At 74.0% G+C, this 16180-nt stretch carries 15 protein-coding genes and 1 pseudogene; 6 read left to right on the plus strand and 10 right to left on the minus strand.

The features are described 5' to 3' along the window. From JWR81_RS16915 to JWR81_RS16955, 9 genes and pseudogenes are all read right to left on the minus strand, one after another. Positions 1-119 (minus strand): annotated as a pseudogene (locus tag JWR81_RS16915) (SH3-like domain-containing protein); the annotation flags it as partial. 124 nt (positions 120-243) lie between these two features. Further along, positions 244-1341, minus strand: a complete 1098-nt coding sequence (locus JWR81_RS16920; protein WP_297653062.1) for an AI-2E family transporter — start codon at positions 1339-1341, stop codon at positions 244-246. Positions 1342-1392: 51 nt separating this feature from the next. Further along, positions 1393-1833 (minus strand): STAS domain-containing protein, encoded by a 441-nt coding sequence (locus tag JWR81_RS16925; protein WP_297653065.1) that lies wholly within the window; start codon positions 1831-1833, stop codon positions 1393-1395. 365 nt (positions 1834-2198) lie between these two features. Then, on the minus strand, positions 2199-2402 hold the full coding sequence (locus JWR81_RS16930) for a cold-shock protein (protein WP_296371436.1): 204 nt from the start codon (positions 2400-2402) through the stop codon (positions 2199-2201). Positions 2403-2554: 152 nt separating this feature from the next. After that, the gene (locus JWR81_RS16935) at positions 2555-3646 is read right to left on the minus strand and encodes a 3-deoxy-7-phosphoheptulonate synthase (protein ID WP_297653070.1); all 1092 of its coding nucleotides are present in this window, start codon (positions 3644-3646) and stop codon (positions 2555-2557) included. Positions 3647-3857: 211 nt separating this feature from the next. Next, the gene (locus JWR81_RS16940) at positions 3858-4154 is read right to left on the minus strand and encodes a 4a-hydroxytetrahydrobiopterin dehydratase (protein ID WP_297653073.1); all 297 of its coding nucleotides are present in this window, start codon (positions 4152-4154) and stop codon (positions 3858-3860) included. Positions 4155-4229: 75 nt separating this feature from the next. After that, a complete protein-coding gene (locus JWR81_RS16945; RefSeq protein ID WP_297653076.1) occupies positions 4230-5108 on the minus strand; it encodes an ABC transporter permease in 879 nt (292 codons plus the stop codon). Next, a complete protein-coding gene (locus tag JWR81_RS16950) occupies positions 5105-6064 on the minus strand; it encodes an ABC transporter ATP-binding protein (RefSeq protein WP_297653079.1) in 960 nt (319 codons plus the stop codon). Before JWR81_RS16950 ends, JWR81_RS16945 begins: the two co-directional genes overlap by 4 nt. Next, positions 6061-7116 carry an outer membrane lipoprotein carrier protein LolA gene (locus JWR81_RS16955; RefSeq protein ID WP_297653081.1) on the minus strand — a complete coding sequence of 352 codons (1056 nt, stop codon included), beginning with the start codon at positions 7114-7116 and terminating at the stop codon, positions 6061-6063. The genes JWR81_RS16950 and JWR81_RS16955 overlap by 4 nt, the downstream gene beginning before the upstream one ends. A gap of 76 nt (positions 7117-7192) precedes the next feature. On the opposite strand from JWR81_RS16955, the gene JWR81_RS16960 reads away from it, so the two are divergent. Next, the gene (locus JWR81_RS16960; protein ID WP_297653084.1) at positions 7193-7873 is read left to right on the plus strand and encodes a response regulator transcription factor; all 681 of its coding nucleotides are present in this window, start codon (positions 7193-7195) and stop codon (positions 7871-7873) included. After that, complete coding sequence (locus JWR81_RS16965) at positions 7870-9192, plus strand: ATP-binding protein (protein ID WP_297653086.1); 1323 nt, start codon at positions 7870-7872, stop codon at positions 9190-9192. Before JWR81_RS16960 ends, JWR81_RS16965 begins: the two co-directional genes overlap by 4 nt. 204 nt (positions 9193-9396) lie before the next feature. Here the strand turns inward: JWR81_RS16965 and JWR81_RS16970 are convergent, their stop codons facing one another. Further along, entirely contained in the window at positions 9397-10260 is an 864-nt protein-coding gene (locus tag JWR81_RS16970) for a pentapeptide repeat-containing protein (RefSeq protein WP_297653091.1), read from the minus strand. Between the two features lie 24 nt (positions 10261-10284). On the opposite strand from JWR81_RS16970, the gene JWR81_RS16975 reads away from it, so the two are divergent. The 4 genes from JWR81_RS16975 to JWR81_RS16990 form a co-directional block, all read left to right on the plus strand. Next, on the plus strand, positions 10285-11142 hold the full coding sequence (locus JWR81_RS16975; protein ID WP_297653093.1) for an NUDIX domain-containing protein: 858 nt from the start codon (positions 10285-10287) through the stop codon (positions 11140-11142). A gap of 301 nt (positions 11143-11443) precedes the next feature. Further along, entirely contained in the window at positions 11444-12325 is an 882-nt protein-coding gene (locus tag JWR81_RS16980) for an endonuclease domain-containing protein (protein ID WP_297653097.1), read from the plus strand. A gap of 863 nt (positions 12326-13188) precedes the next feature. Continuing rightward, positions 13189-15069 (plus strand): translational GTPase TypA, encoded by a 1881-nt coding sequence (typA, locus tag JWR81_RS16985; protein ID WP_297653107.1) that lies wholly within the window; start codon positions 13189-13191, stop codon positions 15067-15069. Between the two features lie 71 nt (positions 15070-15140). Further along, positions 15141-16180, plus strand: a 1040-nt coding sequence (locus JWR81_RS16990; RefSeq protein WP_297653100.1) for an ABC transporter substrate-binding protein, incomplete at its 3' end; no start/stop codon positions are given.

A 16180-nucleotide genomic window follows, 5' to 3' on the forward strand; every position in this document is an offset into this window, starting at 1 on the left:
AGCAGGGTGAGGGCGAAGGCCCGGCCCTCCCAGGGCTCGGCGAAGACCGGTTCCTGCGGGTCCGGGGCGTGGACGGCGCCCCAGCCGTCGGTACCTCCGATGTCGGCGATCCCGTCCATCACACCACCTTCCCTTGACGATGAGAGATGACTTTCCACGATAGTAGATCCGCGGGCAAGTCATCCGGGTCCGCGGGAGGCCGTTCCCGGGACCGACACCGCTCAGATGTGCGGCCGGCGCTGGTCAGGACGAGTCGAGCCGCGGGATGAGCACCTCCCGCACGACGACGAGCACGGCGGCGGCGACCGGGATGGCGATCACCGCGCCGACGACGCCCAGCAGCACCGCCCCGAGCAGCAGCGCCACGATCGTCAGCAGGGGCGGGACCTCGACCGCGCGCCCCACGATGCGGGGCGTCAGGACGTAGTCCTCGATCAGCCGGTAGGCGACGAAGTAGCCGGCGGTCGCGATCCCCGCCGGCACCGACACGGTGAACGCCACCAGCGTGACGATGACGCCCGCGAGGGACGTGCCGACCACAGGGATGACGTCGAGCAGCATCACGAGCAGCGCGAGCAGCAGCGGGTACGGGATGCCGAGGATCAGCATCCACACCAGCGCGGACGTGCCGGCGATCACGCACAGCACGATGATGCCCAGCACGTATGCGCCGATCTTGGCGAATGCCTCGTCGGTGATGACCACCACGCGGTGGCGACGGGTGCGCGGCACGAGACGGTAGAGGCCGCGCCGGAGGCGGGGCATGTCGGCGAGGAAGTAGATGGTGAGCACCAGGACGATCAGCGTGCTGTACAGCACGCTGAGCACGTAGGCGCCGGCGCCGAGGAGGCCGCCCAGGAGGTTGCCCCCGCCGGTGACGGTCTGCTGGAGGCCCTCGACGATGTGGAAGCGCTGGTTCAGCGAGCCGATGGTGGTGCTGCGGTCCTGCAGCGTCTGGAGGTAGGCGGGGACCTGCACCGCGAACTGGGCGGCCTGTGCGGCCAGCTGCGGGATCGCCGCGGCGAGAACGCCCCCGACGAGACCGAGGCCGACGACCACCACCGCCAGCACGCCCGTCCACCGCGGCAGCCCCCGCCGGGCCAGCGCCTCGACGGCGGGCTCCAGCCCGATGGCGATGAACAGCGCCAGCCCGATCAGTACCAGCGTCTGGTGCACCGTGACCACGAGCGTGGCCAGCAGCGCCGTGACCGCCACCCCGGCGGATCCCGCCATCCCGATGAAGAACGGCGAGCGGTGGTCCATGGGACGGCCCGGCCTGCCGAGCCGTGGTCTGTCCGGGTGGTCGTCCGGACCGTCGGACGGCCTGGGGACTGCGGTCATGACGGGCTCCACGACGGGTGCGACGACCGCCCATCGGACGGCAGAGGGTGATTACACCCCATGGAGTGCGGATCTGCCGGGCCGCGCGCTGTGCTCGTCCGGTGTCCCGCCGTCCGGCACGAGGGCGGCAAGCGCGACCTCCAGCGTCGGGTAGGTGCTGAACTCCGTCAGCACCTGTCGCACCCGCAGCGGCAGCAGGAGCAGCCGGCCGGCGCATCCGGCGAGGTGGACCTGCGCGCCTGCGGTGGCGCAGCCGTGTCGCAGATGCCGGAGCGTCTCGACCGCGCCCGCCTCGAAACTCGTGACCCCGGAGAGGTCCACGACCAGGTGGGTGAGCGCCCCGTGCCCCGCGGCGGCCAGGTCCAGCTGGGCCTCGGCGAGCCGCACGACGCGTACGGCTCCGGCGACGTCCAGCCGCCCTGCGGCGGTGATGACGCGCAGCGCGGTCGCGGGCTTCTCGACGTAGAGCTGAAGGTGCGTGAACGGTGACATGACGGCCTCCCCTGGCAGCGAGGAGCACCGTTGCCCGCGCCGCACGGACTCGCGGATACCCGATCGGGCCGCGCTCACACCACGTGCGGCCGGGGAGTGTCGATCCCGGACCGGGAACGCTCTCGCATCGGAGGGATGACGAGAAGGGCGATGCACCGGTCCGGGACCATTCCACGGCGGGCGTCGCGTGGTGGAGTGCCCTCCGTGCCACCAGCTGCAACGCCTGCGTACTTCGTCCAACGCGCGGGGAGCGCAGGCGTCACGTCGTGTAGCTCGTTTGGCGGATCCGATCACGCATCGTGAAGCGGAAACGGCAGGAGCCCGCCTCCCAGAGGGGAGACGGGCTCCGTGTCGTGGCGCGTCGATCAGACGACGCGCACGCCCTGGGCCTGCGGGCCCTTCTGGCCCTGGCCGATCTCGAACTCCACACGCTGCCCCTCGTCGAGGCTGCGGAAGCCGCTGCCGTCGATCTCGGAGTAGTGGACGAAGACGTCAGCGCCGCCCCCGTCGACGGAGATGAAGCCGTAGCCCTTTTCCCCGTTGAACCACTTCACGGTTCCCTGTGCCATGCAACTGCTCCCTGCAGGTGGTGATGGGGCCCGCACCGTGCGGTCCCCGGCCGCCCCGTTCTGGCGAGCGTGCAGTACACGACACCGAAAACTACGACCGACCAGTGAAACTCTCGCACGACCCGGATGGTTCCCGGAAGTGGGCCCGGGTTTCAGGCGTTGAGTTGCCATCCGCCGTAGGTGAGCGAGCGGCGGGCCGCGACGGCGCCGGCGAGCTCGTCGAGGAGCGCGGCGGTGGTGTTCCAGTCCATGCACGCGTCGGTGACGCTCTGGCCGTAGGTCATCGATGCACCGATCTCCTGGCGCCCGGCGGCGATGAAGCTCTCCAGCATCACGCCGGCGACCCCCCGCTCGTCGGCGGCGATCCGCGACGCGATCTCGCGGACGACGCCGGCCTGCCGGATGTGGTCCTTGCCGCTGTTGCCGTGGCTCGCATCGATGATCACGCGGCCGGGCAGGCCCGCCTTCCGCAGCGCCCGCTGCGCCGAGCCGACCGAGGCGGCGTCGTAGTTCGGGCCGGCGGACCCGCCGCGCAGGATGACGTGCGCGTCCGGGTTCCCGTCGGTGGTGATGAGCGCGGCGACGCCGTCCTCGTCGATGCCCATGAAGACATGGCCGGCCCGGGAGGCGCCCACGCCGTCGACCGCGACCTGGACGTCGCCGTCGGTGGAGTTCTTGATGCCGACCGGCATGGACAGCCCGCTGACGAGCTGGCGGTGCACCTGGCTGGCGGCCGTGCGGGCGCCGATGGAGCCCCACGTGACGACGTCGGCGAGGTACTGCGGGGTGATCGGGTCGAGGAACTCGCACCCGACCGGCAGACCCATCCCGATGATGTCGAGCAGGAGGCCGCGGGCCGTGCGGAGGCCGCCGTTGACGTCGAACGAGCCGTCGAGGCCGGGGTCGTTGATCAGGCCCTTCCAGCCCACCGTGGACCGCGGCTTCTCGAAGTACGCGCGCATCACGATGCGGAGCTCGCCGGCGAGCAGGTCGGCGTGGGCGGCGAGGCGGTGGGCGTAGTCGAGCGCCGCCGCGGGGTCGTGGATCGAGCAGGGGCCGACCACGACGACAAGCCGGTCGTCCCGTCCGTTGAGGACGTCGACCACGTCCCGACGCGAGCACGCCACGATGTCGGCGACACGGCCGTTCACCGGGAACTCCCGGCGCAGCCGATCGGGGCTCGTCAGCGGGCTGACCCGCGACGTGCGCTGCTGGTCGAGTGCCGTCGAGGACATCGGGGACATGACGGGGGCCTTTCTTCGGGGCGAACCGCCGCGTCGAGATCCACGAGCCGGCTCACGGGGTTCCGGCTCGGGGTGTGGGGGATCAGCTCAGCGGGCCGTCCACCGACCCGTGGGCCGGGAACGTGAACCGGTACTGGCGCTGCACGGGCGCGACTGTAGCAGTGCGCCCTCCTCGTCCCTCGTCGTGAGGAAACGGCACGCGGGGCGTGGTTCAGCTGGTCGCGGACCCCACGAGCGCGGAGATGGTCGCGGCCAGGGCGGTGTCCAGGTCGGTGATGCCGCCCTTCGAGTGGGTGGAGCAGCGGAACGTGAGCGTGCGCCAGCGGATGTCGATGTCCGGGTGGTGGTCGCGCTCCTCGGCGACCTCCGCGACGCGGTCCACCACCGCGATCGCTGCGGGGAAGGAGGGCAGCGACGCGGTGAGCACGAGCGCGTCCCCGTCCCGTTCCCAGCCGGGCAGGTCACGCAGCGCGGTGGTGACGGCGTCGTCGTCCAGCAAGGCAGCCATGGACCCCATCCTGCTCACCCCGCGGCCGCGGGTCGACACGACCACGTCCGCGGGCGTGTCGCCTCGCGAGGTGGGTCAGGCGTCGCGGCGGAGCATCTGGTAGGTCGTCAGGCCGAGGCCCACCGCGAGGTAGCAGAGAGCGCGCCACGTGCTCTGCAGCAGGCCGCCCAGCGGGAGGGGGTCGCGGAGGGCGTCGGCGCCCGCGTCCCAGCCCGACGTCAGCAGATAGGGCTGCAGCCAGTCGAGCGACGGGATCGCGCCCAGCACGCCGAACACGATCAGCCCGCCCAGCACCGAGGCGAGGACGACGAGCGGGTGCTCGGTGACCGCCGAGATCGCCAGCGCGACCGCCCCCACCGCGGCCAGCTGGACCACCGCCCACACGACGACGAGCGCCACCCGCCCCAGCGCGCTGCCGAGCCCGAGCGTCGTTCCCGACAGCGTGACGAGCTGCCCGTCCGCACCGCCGACGACCACCAGACCGGCGACGACGCCGACCACCGCGATCGCGAGCGTTGCCAGGACTGCGACGACGAGCACGCCGAACGCCTTCATGCCGACCAGCCGCAGCCGTCCGACGGGCGAGATCAACAGCCCCCGCAGGGTGCCGCTGGCCGACTCCCCGGCGATCGCGTCGGCCGCGGCCATCGTGACGGCCAGCGGGAGCAGCAGCGTCAGCGACAGGGTGACGGCCGCGATCGGCAGCACGAGGCCGTTGCCGGCGATCTGGCCGATCAGGCCCCCGCCGGGCCTGCGGCTCGCGACCGACACCCCGATCGCGATCAGCACCGGGACGAGGGCGAACACCCCGAGCATGACGAGAGTCCGTGGGCGCCGGAGCACCCAGCGCAGCTCCGCCCCGAGCAACCGTCCGAGCGGAGCGCTGCGGGGTGTGGTGTCGCGATCGACCACCGCGGTCACGACGCCGGGAGAGAGCGCCTCGGCGGGGGTCATGTGGTCTCCTCGGTCAGCCGCGCGAACAGTTCCTCGAGGTTGGCGCGCGTGCGGCGGGCCTCGTGCACCGCGACGTCGGCGCGCACCAGCAGCGCGACGACCTCCGGAGCGGGCGGCCCGTCGTCGGACACGACCACCGCGGGCTCCGACCCCTCCGCGCGGTAGGCCGTGACCCCGGCGGCGCGCAGGATGCGCAGGGCGAGGTCGACGTCCGGCGTGGCGACGACGAGCCCGGCCGTGCCGGCGTCGAGCAGGGTGCCCAGCTCCCCGGTGGCGACGAGCGACCCGGTCTGCAGGACGGCCACGTGCGTGCAGGTGGCCTCGACCTCGGCCAGCAGGTGCGACGAGAGGATCACCGTGGCGCCGCCCTCGTGCAGTTCGGCGATGATCCGCCGGACGTCGCGGGTGCCCGCGGGGTCGAGGCCGTTGGTGGGCTCGTCCAGCACGACGAGCCTGCGCGGGATGAGCAGCGCGGCGGCCAGGCCGAGGCGCTGCTTCATGCCGAGCGAGTAGCCACGGAAGCGGCGGTCGGCCGCGCCGGCCAGCCCGACCCGCTCGAGCGCCGCCCCGACGGCGGACGGGATGTCGCGCGTCGCGAGCAGCGGCTCGGTGGCCGCCACCCGCCGCAGGTTCTCCCGGCCGGACAGGAACGGGTGGAACCCCGGACCCTCGACGAGCGCGCCCACGTGCGGAAGCGCGCGCGCCGCCTCCTCGGGAACCGCGTGGCCGAGCAGCTCGGCCGTGCCCGCGGTGGGGCGGGTGAGGCCGAGCAGCATCCGGATCAGCGTGGTCTTGCCCGAGCCGTTCGGGCCGAGCATGCCCAGCACCGAGCCGGCGGGGACGTCGAGGTCGATGCCGTCGACGGCCACGGTCGAGCCGAAGACCTTGCGCAGCCCGACCGCACGGGCGGCCAGTGCGGTGTCGGCGACGACCACCGCCTCTGCCGTGGCCGTCACTTCGACAGGGCCGCGGTCAGCACCTGCTCCGGCACGGCTCCGATCGCGATCCGGCCGTCGTCGGTGATGATCGCGCTGGCCACGGCCGTGGTGACGAGACGTCCGCTGCCCCACGTGCCGCTGACGGGTGTGCCGAGCGAGGAGAGGTCCGCCGCGCCGCCGCGCCCCGGCTGCTGCGGCGCCGCGGTGTCCGGCTTCGGCATCGAGGCGAGCAGCACCGTGTCCCAGCCGTCGCCCACGGCGGTCGGCTTCGCCGCGCCTGCCGGCAGACCCTCGGGCTTCGCGGGCTTGTCGCCCGCGGACGGCCCGGTGACCGTCGAGCCGGGCGGCGGCGTGAACGTGAACAGCGACGCGTCCTGCGTCCCGAACGTCAGGTCGCTGAACCCGAGCTGCAGTGCAGGGTCGGACGAGCCGTTGGCCAGCACCGTGAGCTGCAGCGGCATCCGCGTCTGCGAGTCGACGGCGATGCGCACCTCGCGCAGCAGCGTCCGCTCGGTGGGGGCGGGGGTGAGGACGAGGTCGTAGGCCGGGCGGCCGGCTACCTCCGCGGTGCCGTCGACGCTGACCTCGCTGGTGGTGCGCAGCTTCTCGATCGCCTGGGTGGCCGCGGCCGTGGGGTCGGTGGTGGCTTCCGGGGCGGCGGGCTTGCGCTCCGCGCCCTCGGCGGCCTTCGTCACCGTCTTGTCGGAGGAGTCCCACGACCAGAACGTGGTGCCGTCGGCGACGAACGTGCGCTCGCCCGACGCCGACGGCACCTGCGCGCGGGCCTTGCCCGTGCCGTCGGACCAGATCCGGGCGGTGCTCGTGCCGTTCGCGGCCTGCGGGAGGCCGGGCAGCGCGGGCAGCCCCAGGTTGTTGTCGAGCACGACAGTGCCGCCGAACGCGGCCGGCTTCGCCGTCAGCACGGAGCTGACGAGCGCCTCCGCGGTGACCGGCGGCAGCTCGGGCGCGGCGCCGGCGCCGGCGGGTATCGCCAGCAGCCCCAGCCCCACGATCCCGGCCACCGCGATGCCGGCTGCCACCCAGCGTCCTGTCGTTCCCGTTGCCGCCATGTGCCCAGGGTGACTCATCCGGGCTGAGAGTGTTCTGAGGTACTGGTCCGGTCCGTGCCGGTAGGTTCGAACCGGGATGGCACGCGTGCTGGTGGTCGACGACGAACCGGGGATCCGGACGGCGGTCGCGCGCGGCCTGACGGCGGAGGGCATGGAGGTGGTGGCCCTCTCCGACGGCCCGTCCGCCCTCACCGCCGCGCTCACCGGGAGCTTCGACGCGATCGTCCTCGACATCATCCTCCCGGGCCTGTCGGGCTACCGGGTGCTCGAACAGCTCCGCGCGGCGGGCGTCGACACCCCGGTGCTGCTCGTCTCGGCCAAGGACGGCGAGTGGGACCAGGCCGACGGCCTCGACCTCGGCGCCGACGGCTACCTCGTCAAGCCGTTCGCGTTCGTCGTGCTGGTGGCGCAGCTGAAGGCCCTGCTGCGACGGCGTGACGCCGCGCTCGGGCGCACCGGGCAGCGCGTCCGGCTGGGGGCGCTGATCGTCGACCCTGTGGCGCGCGCCGTGAGCTGGGAGGGCGAGTCGATCGAGCTGTCCCCGCGGGAGTTCGCGCTGCTGCACGCGCTCGCCAGCCGCCCCGACACCGCGGTGGCCAAGGACGACCTGCTGCGCATGGTGTGGGGCGACGAGCAGGCGGCGAGCCGCAACGTCGTCGAGGTCTACGTGGGGTACGTGCGGCGCAAGCTGGAGGCGGTCGGGGCCGGGCACGTGCTGAAGACGGTCCGCGGTTTCGGCTACATCGTCAGCTCATGACACGCCTGCGTCGGTGGTGGTCCGGGCGTCCGCTGCGGCTGCGGATCACGCTCGTGGTGGGTGTCGTCGCGCTGGTCACGCTGCTGCTGCTCAGCCGGCTCGGCGCGGGTCTGCTGACCGGGGGGCTGCTCGGTGCGGCCGACGACGAGCTGCGCCAGCAGGCCGACGCCGCCGTCACGCAGCTCGTGGCCGGCGAGGCGCCCTCCGAGCTGCGCGGACCGGGCCTGCGCATCGTCGACACCGCGGGCGCCCCGGTGGACGGCGGCCCGGCGCTCCCGCTGCGCGCCGGGCAGGTCCGCGAGCTCGCGGCGGGCGAGGCGATCATCGTCGGCGGCCTGCGCGACCTGCGGCGCTGGCTGGCCGAACCGGCGACGCTGCCCGACGGCACCACGCGTCTCGTCGTCGTCACCGGGGACCTCGTCGGCGGCGCCACGCTGATCGCCCGAGCCGCCGTCGCGTTCGTGCTGGTGGCGGTGCTGGTGGCGGTGGTCGTCGCCGGCGCGGCCTGGGTGGCCACCCGGGCGGCGCTGCGCCCCGTCGACCGGATGCGGGTGGCCGCGGCCCGCCTGCCCACGGGGGAGCGGCTGCCGGTGCCGGTCGCCGACGACGAGCTCCGGGCGCTGGCCGAGGAGTTCAACGCGCTGCTCGCCCGCCGCGACGACGCCGTCGCCCGGCTGGAGCGCTTCACCGGCGACGCCGCCCACGAGCTGCGCTCGCCCGTGGCCGCGATCCGCGCGCAGGCCGAGGTGGCCGTCGCCCACCCGGACCCCGAACTCGCCGACGAGACCCTGCACGCCGTCGCCGACGAGGCGGCGCGCCTGTCGACGCTGCTCGCCGACCTGCTCGTCCTCGCCAGGGCCGACGCCGGGCAGCGGCCGGAGGCCCGGCCGGTGGATCTCGTCGCGTCGGCGCGGGTGGCCGTCGCCCGGGCCGGGGACGACGGGCCGGTGCTCCGGCTGGTGGCCCCGACCCCGGCGGAGGTCGCCGCGACCCCCACGGAGGTGGGCCTGGTGCTGGACAACCTCCTCGGCAACGCCCGGCGCCACGCCCGCTCGCTCGTCCGCGTCTCGGTGCTGCCCGCGGGGCGGTGGGTGCGGCTGGTGGTCGAGGACGACGGACCGGGCATCCCGGAGGCCGACCGGCAGCGCGTCTTCGACCGGTTCACCCGGCTCAACCCCGAGGCCGGGGGTGGTGCCGGCCTCGGCCTCGCGCTGGTGGCCGCCCTGGTGCGGGGCCGCGGCGGCACGGTGTCGGCGGGGGCGACGGCGTCCGGGGGCGCCCGCCTGGAGGTGCGCTGGCCGGCGGCCGGCGGCGCATGATCGCCGGATGCGGTTCGGGAGCTGCGCCCGTGCACGTCCCACGCCGCAGACGACGATCACCGCGGCCGGGCGGACTGCCCCCGATGCAACCGCGAGCCTCGGCCGGGGCGGGTGGTCGCCACCCCCGTCGAGCGCGCCCTCAGCGTGGATCCGTGGCCGGCGGACCACGGTCAGGGAGCGGTCGGTGGCTGAGCGGCGCCGGGGTCAGAGGCGGCGGGTCCGGGTGAGCGGCAGGGCCGGGCGCCAGTGCGGCGGGCGGTCGACGGAGTCCGGGAGCACGGTGGCGGCGTCGCCGTTCGCGCCGTTCACCTGGAACCGGCTCAGGAACAGCGCCCCGGTGAGGTCCGCCCCGCTCAGGTCCGCGCCGCGCAGGTCGGCCCCGATCACGTCGGCCGCGCGCAGGTCGGCGCCGGTGAGGTCGGTCCCGATCAGGTGGGCGCCGCGCAGGCTCGCGCCGCGGAGGTCGGCGCCGCGGAGCTTCCGGCCGATCAGGTCGGCGCCGCGCAGGTCCCGGCCGCGCATGCCCGCCCCCCGGACGGACGTCCCGTGCGGCGCGTCGGCCCGGACCAGCTCGCTCGTGCGCAGCAGCAGCACGTTCACCTCCTGGCGGTGCGCGTCGACGTCCAGCGCCGCCAGCGCGTCGGCGTCGCTCCGCGTGAGCTCCTCGGTCCGCTCCCGGGCCCGTTCCAGGTCGGCGTGCAGGTCGCGGGCGGTGTCGCGCGTCAGGGCGTCGGCGAGGTACCAGAGCAGCTCGTGCACCTGCCGCATCACCGCGAATGCGTTGAACATCGGCCCGGCGATCTCGGGGGAGCCGCGCCGGTCTCGGCCGGCGAACGTCACCTGCACCACCTGCTGGCCCGCGCCGAAGCAGTCGAACACCGTGCAGCCCGGGAAGCCGCGCTCGCGCAGCTCGCCGTGGATGCCGCAGCGGAAGTCCGGCGCCAGGTGGGTGCACGGCTGTCCGGCGGGCTTGTCCACGGCGAAGTCGGACGACGCCGCGAACGCCGGCGCCACGCAGCACAGCCCCGCGCAGCGCGTGCAGTCGGCGCGCAGGTGGTCCGAGGTCACGAGGAGTCAACCTACGATCTGCGCGTGCCGGTGCTCCGCTCGACCGTCCTGCTCGACGCCCCGGCCCGCACCGTCGCTGGGCTGCTCCGCGACGCCCACCTCGCGGCCGAGGCGCTGGCCCGCGTCGGACATCGATGGGGCCCCGGGCCGCGGCTGCTCGCCCCGGGCGACGAGGTGCGGGTGACCGGGCGGGTGCTGCCGGGCGTGCGGGTGCCGGTGCGCACCGTCGTCGAGACGGTCTCCGCCGCCGGGATGACGTCGACGCTGCGGGCGGGGCCGCTCCCCGCGCTGCACCACGACATGACGCTCACGCCGGCCGACGACGGCACCCTCCTCGTCGACGAGCTCCGCTGGACCGCCCCGCTGGGCCCGCTCGGCCGCCTCGCCGACTCCCTCGTGCTCCGTGGCCTGGGCGAACGCCTGCTCGCGGCACGTCGCGACGTGCTGCTGGAACGGACCGCCGCGCTGGGGGCCTGCCCGGTGATCGTCGCGACGGCGCTCGTGCGTGACGGGCTGGTGCTCGCCGCGCAGCGCACCCGGCCGCTCGCACTGGTCGGGCAGTGGGAGCTGCCGGGCGGTCGCGTCGAGGCGGGTGAGTCGGAGGCCGACGCGGTCGCGCGCGAGTGCCGTGAGGAGCTCGGCGTCGCGGTGCGGGCCACGGGCAGGCTCGGCACCGACCTGCCCATCACCGCCGGCGTCCTCCGCGTGCACACGGCCGAGCTGCTCCCCTGCTCGGCGGAGCCGCAGGCGCTGGAGCACTCCGGCCTGCGCTGGGTCGGCCCCCGCCAGCTCGACGCCGTCGACTGGGTGGAGGCCGACCGCGCGATGGTGGCCGACCTGCGGGAGCTGCTGTCCCTGCCCGCGGGCACAGGCGGGCAGTGAGGGGCCGGCGCTCGCTCCCGGCGCGCGGCGTGATCGTCGGTTCGGGACCCGTGGCCGCCATCGGTGCGGTCCTCCGTCCCGAACTGCCGATCATGGTTCTGTGTCCTGCGGCATGATCGCCGGTTCGGGACGCGGAGCCGTGCCTCCTCCGGCCGCCTGTCCCGAACCGGTGATCACGGCCCCGGTGTGCGAGAACGTCGGGCTGCTCGGGTCACCGTGAGTCCGGGCCGGCCCCGTTCGCCATCGCACCCGTCCGGGCCGGTGCTGGAACCGCGGCGCTCCGGGCCCCGTCGAAGCCGGCATGTCCCTCGACACGATCCTGGCCCGCCAGGCGGGCGTGATCTCCCGCGAGCAGGCACTGGCGGCCGGCCTGAGCACCGACGCCGTCGACCACCGGCTCCGCCTCCGGCGCTGGCGGCCGCTGCACCCGCGGGTCTATCTCGCGGCCGACCACCGCTTCGACGACGAGGTCAAGGTCCGCGCCGCGTTGCTGTGGGCGGGGGAGGGAGCGGTGCTCTCCGGGGTCGCCGCCGCGTGGTGGCTGGGGATGGCCGACGCCCTGCCGCCGACGGTCGGCGTCACGGTCGGCAGAGGGCGCCGACCTCGCTCGCGGCCCGGTGTGGCGGTCAGACGTCGTGACCTGGCGGTCGCCGATCGCGGGGTCCACCGTGGCCTCGCGGTCACGAACCGCCCACTGACGGTGCTCGAGGCGTCCGTCGAGCTGGGCGGCCGAGGGAGCCTGCTGCTCGACCGCGCGCTGCAGCGTCACGTGGGGTTCCCGGCGGTGTACGAGGCCTACTGCCGCAACCTCGGCTCGTACGGCTCGGCGAGCGCAGGCCGGATGCTCGTGGCGGCGGCTGACCGGTCGGCGTCGGTGGCAGAGCGGCTGCTTGTCCGGATGCTGCGCGAGGCAGGTGCCTCCGGGTGGCGCTGCGCGTTCCCCGCCGCGGGGTACGCGATCGACCTCGCGTTCCCGGCGGCCCGCGTCGCCGTCGAGGTGGACGGGTGGGCGTGGCACATGGACGCGGAGCGCACGGCGGCGGACAAGCGGCGGCAGAACGCGCTCGTCCGGATGGGGTGGACGATCCTGCGCTACACCTGGCACGACCTGATGGGCCGGCCGGTGGTCGTGCTGGCCGAGATCGCCCACGAGGTGGCGCGCGGCACCGCGATCGCAGGATGAGCCCGATCCGGCCGGCGACGACCGGACGTGCCGACGATCGGCCCTGGACGGGGCGACGGGGCGACGGGGCGACGGGGCGACGGGGCGACGGGGTGGACAGGTGGGCGGGTGGGCGGGGCGACGGGGTGGACAAGTGGACAGGTGTGCGGGGTGGACAGGTGGGCGGGGTGGCCGGGGCGCGGGACCGCCCGACCGGCACAGGCCCGGCATCATGATCCCCACTTCGGGACGCGGGACCGCCACTGCCGCGGTCGGCGGTCCCGACACAGTGATCATGGCTGGGAGATGCGGGCGCCCTTGCGCCATGATCGGCGGTTCGGGACGAGGAACCGGATGTTGTGCGGTGCCGTGTCCCCGATCGATGATCTTGGGCGCGGCCCGGTCCGTCCGAGCCGCGATCCTCGCCGGCCGGTGACGCGACCCCGCCCGCTCCACCGTGATCTTCGCCACGCCCGCCGCCGGCCCGGGGCCCGGGGACTCGATCACCGACGAGGCTGCGGGTGGGCCTGCGCCTGTCGTCCGGCCCGCTGCCTCACCGCTCCCGCGCCCCCGTCGGTGCGCCGCCGAAGTCGCCCGATCCGACCGTCCGGCTCCCGATCACCGCCGCTCGGCGTGGGTCAGGACGCGAATCGGTTCGGTCACCGCGACCGCTCACCGTGACGGCCTGCTCTCAGATGATCTTGCCGAGATGCTTGACGACCACCGCGACGTGGGCGTTCGATGAGGGAGCCGCGAAAGGGTGACGGGCTCCGACGGAGGAGAGCCTGTGCTCACACCTGGGAATGTTCGGGCCCTGGTTCGGGCTAACCTTAGTTGTGAGCACAGCAGCATCCACCCTCGCGGCCCCCGCGGCCCAGCCCGGCGTGACCCGCGGGGCCGCCGCGCAGCTCCGCAATGTCGCCATCGTCGCCCACGTCGACCACGGCAAGACCACGCTCGTCGACGCCATGTTGCGCGCCTCCGGCGCGTTCGGCGAACGGGCAGCCGTCGTCGACCGGATCATGGACTCCGGTGATCTGGAGCGTGAGAAGGGCATCACGATCCTCGCCAAGCACACGGCGATCGACTGGAACGGGATGACGGTCAACGTCGTCGACACCCCCGGTCACGCCGACTTCGGTGGGGAGGTCGAGCGCGGTCTGTCGATGGTCGACGGCGTCGTCCTCCTCGTCGACGCGAGCGAGGGCCCTCTCCCGCAGACCCGCTTCGTCCTCCGCAAGACCCTCCTCGCCGGCCTGCCCGTCGTCCTGGTGGTCAACAAGACCGACCGCCCCGACGCGCGGATCGCCGAGGTCGTCGACGAGAGCCTCGAGCTGCTCCTGGAGCTGGCCGACGAGCTCGACATCGACGAGGCGATGACCGCCCGCCTGCTCGACCTCCCGGTCGTCTACGCCTCCGGCCGCGCGGGCCGCGCGAGCCGCACCCGCCCCGCTGACGGGGAGATGCCCGACGAGCCCGGCCTCGAGTCGCTGTTCGACGTCATCGCCGAGACGGTCCCGCCGCCCGCCGACGACGTTAACGCGCCGCTGCAGGCCCACGTCACCAACCTCGACGCCACCCCTTTCCTCGGCCGGCTCGCGCTGTGCCGGATCCGGGCGGGCGTCATCCGTCGCGGCCAGCAGGTCGCGTGGATGCAGGACGGCGGCAAGGTCACCCGCGTCAAGATCACCGAGCTGCTCCGCACCGAGGCCCTCACCCGCGTTTCGGCCGAGTCGGCCAGCGCGGGCGACCTCGTGGCCGTGGCCGGCATCCCGGACGTCACCATCGGCGACACCCTCGCCGACCCGGAGACCCCGGTCGCCCTGCCGCGGATCCACGTGGACGAGCCCGCCATCTCGGTCACCATCGGAATCAACACGAGCCCGCTGGTGGGCCGCGACCCGCACCCGGGCACCAAGCTCACCGCCCGTCAGGTGAAGAACAGGCTCGACACCGAGCTGATCGGCAACGTCTCGCTGCGCGTGCTGAACACCGAGCGTCCCGACACGTGGGAGGTGCAGGGCCGTGGTGAGCTGGCGCTGGCCATCCTCGTCGAGCAGATGCGCCGCGAGGGCTTCGAGATGACGGTCGGCAAGCCCGAGGTCGTCACGAAGATCGTCGACGGCAAGAAGCAGGAGCCGTTCGAGCAGATGTCGTGCGACGTGCCCACCGAGAGCCTCGGTGCCGTCACACAGCTGCTCGCCGCGCGCAAGGGCGAGATGTCGCAGATGGTGCACGGCGACAGCCGGGTCCGGCTGGACTTCCGCGTCCCGTCCCGCGGCCTGATCGGCTTCCGCACCGAGTTCCTGACGATCACGCGCGGCGCCGGCATCATGAGCCACGTCTTCGACGGTTACGGCCCCTGGGTCGGTGAGATCAACAACCGTCTCCGCGGCTCGCTGATCGCCGACCGCAGCGGCCCGGTCACGGGTTACGCGGTGGATGCGCTGTCCGATCGCGGCGTGCTGTTCGTCGGCCCGGGCACCCTCGTCTATGACGGCATGGTGATCGGCGAATACACGCGCAACGAGGACCTCGAGGTCAACATCGTGCGTGAGAAGAAGCTCACGAACATGCGCAAGTCCACCAGCGACGAGCTGGTCAAGCTCACGCCGCCCACGGTGCACAACCTCGAGCAGGCGATGGAGTTCTGCGCCGACGACGAGTGTGTCGAGGTCACGCCGGAGTCGGTGCGCATCCGCAAGGTGGAGCTCGACTCCCACCTGCGCGGCCGGATGAAGGCCCGGGCCAAGGCCGCCAACTGAGGCGCTCCGCGGCGGGTGACACCATGGGTCCCCGCCGCGGGCCGTCGGTCCGCTCTGGACCGGAGGTACGTGTGCGTCGCACGAGGGCCGTGCTCATCCTGCTGCTCGCGGTCCTGCTGTCGGCGTGCAGCAACACGCCGACGACGCCGCCCCCGTCCCCGGCGATCCCCACCCCGCAGGCCGAGCCCACCCAGCTCGTGGTCGGCGTCGACTCCATCCCCAGCGGGTTCAACCCGCACCTGCTCGCCAACCAGTCGCCGCTCACCACGGCCCTGGCCACGCTCGTGCTCCCGTCGGTGTTCCGTCCCGACGCGCAGGGCGCCCTGCAGCTCGACCCCACGATCGCCACGAGCGCCACCGTCACCTCGACGAACCCGTTCACGGTCAGCTACGAGCTCAACCTCGAGGCCGCGTGGTCGGACAACGCGCCCATCGCCGCCGAGGACTTCGTCTACCTGTGGGAACGCATGCGCGGCGACCCCGGCACGACCGACGCGGCGGGCTACCGGCTGATCACCGACGTGAGGTCGCGCGCCGGCGGCAAGGCCGTCGACGTCGTGTTCTCCCACGCCTACCCGGGCTGGAAGGGGCTCTTCTCCGACCTGCTCCCCGCGCACCTGCTCAAGGACGCCCCCGGCTCGTGGACGGGCGCGCTGGTGGGTGGGCTGCCGTCGTCGGGCGGGCCGTTCAAGGTCATCTCGGTGGACCGCGCCCGGGGTGACGTCCTGCTCGCCCGCAACGACGCCTACTGGGCCACGCCCACGGTGCTCGACCAGCTCGACTTCCGCAGGCTCGACGCCGCGGGCACGGCGGCCGGCCTGGCCTCGGGCGACGTCGACGTGGCGCTGCCGGAGGCCGACCAGGCAGTCCGTGCCGCTCTGGGTGGGCTCGCCCCCGCCCCGCGCGTCCAGAACGCGCCCGAGCCCTTCGTCACGGAGCTGGGGCTGCGCGGCGACACGGGCCCGGTGTCCGACGTGCGGGTCCGGCAGGCGCTGGGCGCGATCATCGACCGGGATGCCGTGCGCGCGGCGGTCGCGCCGGAGTCGCTGCCTGCCGACGCGTTCGGCCTCGCCCCGTACCAGCCCGGGTACGCGCCCACCGCTCCGGCCGG

This window comes from Pseudonocardia sp., assembly GCF_025965585.1.
In the GTDB taxonomy this organism is placed as follows: Bacteria; Actinomycetota; Actinomycetes; order Mycobacteriales; family Pseudonocardiaceae; genus Pseudonocardia.

Excerpts from the sequence above, each read along its gene's own strand:
- JWR81_RS16920 (WP_297653062.1), bottom strand. The coding sequence starts at position 1,341 with ATGACCGCAGTCCCCAGGCCGTCCGACGGTCCGGACGACCACCCGGAC.
- JWR81_RS16925 (WP_297653065.1), bottom strand. The coding sequence starts at position 1,833 with ATGTCACCGTTCACGCACCTTCAGCTCTACGTCGAGAAGCCCGCGACC.
- JWR81_RS16930 (WP_296371436.1), bottom strand. The coding sequence starts at position 2,402 with ATGGCACAGGGAACCGTGAAGTGGTTCAACGGGGAAAAGGGCTACGGC.
- JWR81_RS16935 (WP_297653070.1), bottom strand. The coding sequence starts at position 3,646 with ATGTCCCCGATGTCCTCGACGGCACTCGACCAGCAGCGCACGTCGCGG.
- JWR81_RS16940 (WP_297653073.1), bottom strand. The coding sequence starts at position 4,154 with ATGGCTGCCTTGCTGGACGACGACGCCGTCACCACCGCGCTGCGTGAC.
- JWR81_RS16945 (WP_297653076.1), bottom strand. The coding sequence starts at position 5,108 with ATGACCCCCGCCGAGGCGCTCTCTCCCGGCGTCGTGACCGCGGTGGTC.
- JWR81_RS16955 (WP_297653081.1), bottom strand. The coding sequence starts at position 7,116 with ATGGCGGCAACGGGAACGACAGGACGCTGGGTGGCAGCCGGCATCGCG.
- JWR81_RS16960 (WP_297653084.1), top strand. The coding sequence starts at position 7,193 with ATGGCACGCGTGCTGGTGGTCGACGACGAACCGGGGATCCGGACGGCG.
- JWR81_RS16965 (WP_297653086.1), top strand. The coding sequence starts at position 7,870 with ATGACACGCCTGCGTCGGTGGTGGTCCGGGCGTCCGCTGCGGCTGCGG.
- JWR81_RS16980 (WP_297653097.1), top strand. The coding sequence starts at position 11,444 with ATGTCCCTCGACACGATCCTGGCCCGCCAGGCGGGCGTGATCTCCCGC.